The 6,502-nt window shown below is 33.1% G+C and carries 6 protein-coding genes; 3 read left to right on the plus strand and 3 right to left on the minus strand.

The genetic code is table 11. The annotated features are described in order from the left end of the window. Positions 1-1,078: 1,078 nt before the first annotated feature. The gene (locus tag FNW38_RS17100; protein ID WP_143388977.1) at positions 1,079-1,756 is read right to left on the minus strand and encodes a DUF4294 domain-containing protein; all 678 of its coding nucleotides are present in this window, start codon (positions 1,754-1,756) and stop codon (positions 1,079-1,081) included. An 84-nt stretch (positions 1,757-1,840) separates the two neighbouring features. Between FNW38_RS17100 and FNW38_RS17105 the strand changes: the two genes are divergently transcribed. From FNW38_RS17105 to FNW38_RS17115, 3 genes are all read left to right on the plus strand, one after another. Beyond that, on the plus strand, positions 1,841-2,929 hold the full coding sequence (locus tag FNW38_RS17105) for a M42 family metallopeptidase (protein WP_143388978.1): 1,089 nt from the start codon (positions 1,841-1,843) through the stop codon (positions 2,927-2,929). Positions 2,930-3,148: 219 nt separating this feature from the next. After that, complete coding sequence (locus FNW38_RS17110) at positions 3,149-3,604, plus strand: DUF1801 domain-containing protein (protein WP_143388979.1); 456 nt, start codon at positions 3,149-3,151, stop codon at positions 3,602-3,604. A 29-nt stretch (positions 3,605-3,633) separates the two neighbouring features. Beyond that, a complete protein-coding gene (locus tag FNW38_RS17115) occupies positions 3,634-4,173 on the plus strand; it encodes an SRPBCC family protein (RefSeq protein ID WP_143388980.1) in 540 nt (179 codons plus the stop codon). Positions 4,174-4,250: 77 nt separating this feature from the next. Here the strand turns inward: FNW38_RS17115 and FNW38_RS17120 are convergent, their stop codons facing one another. Beyond that, the gene (locus tag FNW38_RS17120; protein WP_143388981.1) at positions 4,251-5,204 is read right to left on the minus strand and encodes a phosphoribosylaminoimidazolesuccinocarboxamide synthase; all 954 of its coding nucleotides are present in this window, start codon (positions 5,202-5,204) and stop codon (positions 4,251-4,253) included. A 160-nt stretch (positions 5,205-5,364) separates the two neighbouring features. Next, positions 5,365-6,186 (minus strand): Cof-type HAD-IIB family hydrolase, encoded by an 822-nt coding sequence (locus FNW38_RS17125; RefSeq protein ID WP_143388982.1) that lies wholly within the window; start codon positions 6,184-6,186, stop codon positions 5,365-5,367. Between the last annotated feature and the right edge of the window lie 316 nt (positions 6,187-6,502).

Raw genomic sequence — 6,502 nt, forward strand, 5'->3', positions numbered from 1 at the left:
ATTACTCTTATTCTTTTGTCTTGAAATCTCTTTCAAAACGGCTGTCAATTCAATATGTCTAGGAACGTGTTCTGCTTTGTTTTAACTGAATTTATTTCAGTTTCTTTCGTTTCGTTTGACTCACATGGTGTGTCTCTGGAAGCGGGTGCAAAAGTACAACTTCTTTTTAATCTCGCAAGTGTTTTGAAAAGTTTTTTTGAAAATTTTTTGCTTCCTTTTTCTTTCCTGTAAAACGCGATTTCTCAACGTTTCCACCCACTCAATCTGTCTATGAACTTGCTCCCTTTCGGGTCGACAAAGATAACTACTTCTTTCTTTTCTCGCAAATCTTTTTTCTAAAACTTTCGCCTTATTTTTGATTCACTTTCCAATATTTAAGTAAGAACATCTGCGTCATTGCGGGTGCAAAAGTAGCACCTTTATTCAGTTATTCAAGCTTTTTAATCACTTTTTTTTAACGTTTTCTTGTCTTTTTCTTTAACTCACTGAAAACATGATTCTTGAATCTAAAAGTTTTTTTCCTCTCCTCCCGAAACTTCGGGACTCTCCTAAGGAAAGGGAGCCGAAATGGATAGGATTAGCCACAGTCATTATATATAAGCAATCTTAGTATCCTTTCTTTTTTTAAAGGATCCCCCTAAATACTCGGGCTTATTACCGGTTTACTGGTTAAGGACTTACCGTAGCATCTATAAATAGTATCGCTGATTGTCATTATTGAGATGCAAATAAAAAGTTTAATCTCATTCCGAATCCATAAAAGCTACAGGATAGACCAAAATTAAAAGCATTTATGGGTTTCTTTATATACGAACAAACATAACTTGCTCACTTCGCTCCTATATATAAGGTAACAAAATAGATGTTATTGATGTAATTTCTCCCTTCGTCCAAATGACAAAGTCGACAGAATGCTCAGCCCGCGTTAGGGATAGAAGCGAAAAGCCCACAGAAAAATGGAATGAAATGGAGTTTTTCGAGGACTTGCAGCGTATAGCCCGACCCATTATACAAAAAGAGGCAACTACCCACTAAGATAATTGCCTCTTTTTTATAAGGGGGAACGCCAAAATGATATTTATTGTTTCAATTTTTCAGCTCTGGACTCCCAAGCATCGGTGAGACTGTCATAATCGACAGGTGTCGCAGGATTCTGATTTTGCAATCTTCCTGATTCGAAGGCTCGCACTAGTATCGTTTCTATTAAATAATCTTCATTAGACTGATACGGTTGGTATTTTGTTTTTAAGTTAATGTCAAACATGCTTGCAGCAGTATTAGACCAAAAGGCTTTCCAACCGCTTTTAAGATTTTTAACCAACTCATAGGTAGTTGTCCCGGTTTGACGATGAATTAACTTTACGAGTATTTGACCTTGCTTACGGGATAGCTTTTTAAGTTTAGCTTCAAATTCATTACTAAGATACCCTTCGACTATCTTGAAATATTTCTTTTTTTCCTTATTTGTTTTAAGGTTTGCCATACCTCTATTTAAAACTGTCAATCTTTCAGCTGCTAATTTTGCATAGGGATAGGTTTTGTATACTCGGTTTTGAAGCAATAAAAATTGTTTTCTTGCTTCGGGATCCAGTTTCTCTTTATGAATTACTATTTCTTCTAATTGTATGGTGTCATTAAGTATAGAATCATCTTCTGTCAATATATAGCCCATTTTGGTTGTATCCTTTTGGGTCACCTGAGCATTAACATATATAGTTGTAAAAAGTATAAAAAAGAAAAGTTGAATAATCCTCATGGGTTGAAAAATTTAATTTCCAAAATTATACATTATATACACAACTGTGATGCCAAATTTATAATTTAGCAAAAAAATAATTTTATGAGTACTAAATCAATATTAAAGAAGTCATCACTTGAGTTTTTAGAAAACTACCTTAATAATGCATCGCCTACAGGTTATGAAAGTGATGGACAAAAATTATGGATGGATTATTTGAAACCTTATGTTGATACTTTTATAACGGACACTTACGGTTCGGCTGTAGGAATAATAAATCCGGATGCTCCGTATAAGGTAGTGATTGAAGGTCATGCTGACGAAATTTCATGGTATGTAAATTACATTACTGACGATGGATTAATCTACGTGATTAGAAATGGTGGTTCAGATCATCAAATTGCTCCTTCAAAACGTGTCAATATTCACACTAAAAATGGAATCGTAAAAGGGGTATTTGGCTGGCCAGCCATCCATACTAGAAATAGAAGTAAAGAAGAAGTGGCAAAAGTTGACAATCTATTTATAGACATTGGCTGCGAAACTAAAGATCAAGTAGATAAAATGGGCGTTCATGTAGGGTGTGTAATTACGTATCCTGATGAATTTATGATTTTGAACGAAAACAAATTTGTTTGTCGTGCGATTGACAACCGTATGGGTGGTTTCATGATTGCCGAAGTGGCTCGTTTGTTAAACGAAAACAAAATAAAACTTCCTTTTGGATTGTATATTACCAATTCTGTTCAGGAAGAAGTGGGTCTTCGTGGTGCCCAAATGATTACCAAAACCATCAAACCAAATGTTGCGATTGTAACAGATGTTTGTCATGACTCCACTACTCCAATGATCGAAAAGAAAATTGAAGGGGAGACAAAAATTGGTAAAGGTCCTGTAGTTACTTATGCTCCTGCAGTTCAGAATAATTTGCGAGAATTGATTTTGGAAACCGCTATGGCTAAAGAAATTCCATTTCAACGATTGGCTTCCTCTCGTGTTACGGGTACAGATACTGATGCTTTTGCATACAGTAATGGTGGTGTTGCCTCCGCTTTGATATCATTGCCTTTGCGTTACATGCATACCACGGTTGAAATGGTGCATCGTGATGATGTTGAAAATGTGATTAAACTAATTTATGAGACATTATTGAAATTGGAAAACGAAGAAACCTTCTCTTATTTTAAATAGTTTTAGGAGCTAATCCCGCTATCCGTTGCAATCTTTCTAGTCCTGAACTTGTTTCAGGAACCTGAAACAAGTTCAGGACTAGAAAGGATTTCCACTGCAAACGAAGTTCACTGAACTCCGCTGAAAGTAGAAACAAGGTGAAGTAATCGGGGCTAAAAAACCGCATTTCAAATTACGAATTGCGGTTTTTTTAGTAAATTTACTTAAACAATTCTTAAAATGCAGTCATCCGCAACATCAATCGAAGCGTATTTAAGAGAAATTCCCCAAGAAAGAAAATCAGCATTTCTTAGACTTCGCAAAACTATTCTTAAAAATATTCCAAAAGGATTTGTTGAACAAATATCTTATGGAATGGTAGGTTATGTAGTTCCACATTCCATTTATCCAAATGGATATCATTGTGAACCAAAACTACCGCTGCCATTTATAAGTATTGCTTCCCAGAAAAATTTTATAGCATTATACCATATGGGTATATATGCTAACCCAGAATTACTAAATTGGTTTGTCACCGAATACCAAAAACACAGCACCCAAAAATTAGATATGGGAAAAAGTTGCATCCGATTTAAAAAATTTGATCAAATCCCTTTTGATTTAATTGCAGAACTCGTGCAAAAAATAACAGTTCAAGAATGGATAAATTGTTATGAATCCATTTTAAAAAATTGAAATAATCATTAATTTTAAAATTAAAAATCATGAACATTATCAAAAAAATTATTTTAGGGCTATTGGGAATTATTGCTTTGGCATTGCTAATTGCTTTATTCTTGCCAAAAGAGTATGCCGTAGAAAGAGAAATTACTATCAACCAACCCAAAGACAGTGTTTTCAACTATGTGAAATATTTGAAAAATCAAGACATTTTTAGCGTTTGGAATAGAAAAGATCCAAAAATGATTAAAACATTTTCAGGAACTGACGGCACGATAGGATTTGTTTATTCATGGAATAGCCAGGATAAAAACGTGGGTGTTGGAGAACAGGAAATTAAAAAAATCATTGAAGGAGAACGAATTGATTTTGAATTACGCTTTAAAGTTCCATTCGAATCAACCGATAATGCTTACATGATAACGGAAGCTATTTCGTCAAATCAAACTAAAGTAAAGTGGGGATTTGATGGAAAAATGCCTTATCCAATGAATTTAATGTTACCCATAATGAATATGGAAGAAATGCTGGGAAAAGATTTGCAAGATGGATTGAACAATCTAAAAGTAGTTTTAGAAAAATAGTACTTCTTTTTTAATACAAAAAACCGCAATTCAAATTCAGAATTGCGGTTTTTATTTGTCTTTTTTTCGAAAGTATTCTATCTATTCTCTAAATAAGCCAAGACATTTTTCTCGATTCTTTCATCAATATTTGAAATATCAGCTTTAACGAATTTTTCTCCAAGAATATTTTCATATAATTCGATATATCTTTCAGAAACAGTTTCAATATATTCGTTAGTCATATCAGGAATTTGTTGTCCTTCTTTTCCTTGAAAACCATTTTCGATTAGCCAACGACGAACAAATTCTTTCGATAATTGTTTTTGTTCTTCGCCTTTATCTTGACGTTCCTGATATCCTTCGGCATAAAAATAACGAGACGAATCTGGTGTGTGAATTTCGTCAATTAAAACAATTACACCGTCTTTGGTTTTCCCAAATTCATATTTGGTATCAACCAAAATCAATCCACGACTGGCAGCAATTTCAGTTCCTCTTTGAAATAATGCTCTAGTATATTTTTCTAAAACTAAATAATCCTCCTCTGAAACAATTCCTTTAGATAAAATTTCCTCACGAGAAATATCTGCATCATGTTCGCCATTATCTGCTTTGGTAGTTGGTGTAATAATTGGTTCGGGAAATTTATCATTTTCTTTCAAACCTTCTGGCATTTTTACTCCGCAAATTTCTCTTTTGCCAAGAGCGTACTCACGAGCAGCATGACCTGAAAGATAACCTCGGATTACCATTTCTACTTTGAAAGGCTCACATAAATGACCAACAGCCACATTAGGGTCTGGAGTTGCGATTAACCAGTTAGGTACTATATCTTTTGTCAATTCCATGAATTTAGTCGCAATTTGATTCAAAATTTGACCTTTGTATGGAATTCCTTTTGGTAAAACTACATCAAAAGCCGAAAGCCTGTCAGTAGCTACCATCACTAAAAGTTCATCATTGATGTTATAAACTTCTCTTACTTTGCCTCTGTAAACTGATTTTTGATTGGGGAAATTAAAATTAGTAGTTGTGATTGTATTGCTCATTATTATTTGTGTTGTGTGTTTTTTCTAATAGTTGCAAATTTATGATTATTTTAGAAAGAAAAGCAAAGAATCATTCATAGTAGATCCAAATAAATGGATGTTTGAAAAAAAATATGAAATCATTCCATAAAAGGAGCCTTATATGCAACTACTACCTCTATTATTGAAGTATCTTTTTTAATAATTTTTTGGATATATAGGAAGCAACTCCTTCATTATCATTGGTTGAAATCACTTCTAAATGAGAAAGTCTATTTTTCAAACTCTCAGGCGCATTGCCCATAACTAATCCTTTACCGGTGGATTTAAGCATGTTTTCATCATTAAATCCATCCCCAAAAGATATTGCTTCCTGAAAAATAAAATTTTCTTTTTCCAAAATTTTTGCAATAGCAACACTTTTGTCTACCGATTTATCCATAAATTCCAAACAAAGAGGAAGGCTAAAAGCATGACTAAAAACATCAGAATGATCCTCTAAAATTTTATTTCTTAATTCAACTAATTTGGAATGGCTATCATGAGTGAAAAATAATTTTATGGCACTTAAATCATCTAAAGTATCAAAATCTACAAGTTCAGGATGATAATTGATTTCCGTTTGAAAACTATTTAATTTTTCATTGTGCTTGTTCGTTTGCCAAACATTTTCTCTAAATAATACCGTTGTAATTTCAGGATCTCTTTCTATAGCCAAAACCGATTTTATAGCATCGCTTTTGATGTCAAAAGAAAAAAGAAGTTCTTTCTCAGGGGAATGGATTCGCGCTCCGTTAGATGTTACTAAATAAACTGGACAACCCAATCCTTCCACGATTGGCATAGCGTCAAGATGATGACGACCCGTAGCAACAATTATTAAATAGTTTTGATTATGGAGTTCTTGGAAAACGGTTTTAGTATATTGTGATATTTTGTGGTCTGAATTTAATAAGGTTCCGTCTAAATCGCTTATTACGACTTTAATATTTTCTTTTCTCATCTTTCGTTTTTCACTGTCATTTTAATAATTACAAATTTATTGCATTTTGAAGAGATAAACAAAGAAAACAAGGAGTTGCAGAAAAAAAAGTGTGAATTTTACATTTTAGTAAAAATGATTTAACATCACTACGGATTTCTAAATACTTTAAGAAGACAAGGGGAAAATTTAAAATGTGTCAAGTATTCAATATAAATACTACCATATTACCCGATTACAGTGAAAATCTTTTTTATCTCTTTTAGGTATAGGCACTTTGGTCGCACTTATTAAGTACTGATTTTATTGACATTTATTTATAATTTACCATCTTTCT

Source organism: Flavobacterium gawalongense, from assembly GCF_007097265.1.
In the GTDB taxonomy this organism is placed as follows: domain Bacteria; phylum Bacteroidota; class Bacteroidia; order Flavobacteriales; family Flavobacteriaceae; genus Flavobacterium; species Flavobacterium gawalongense.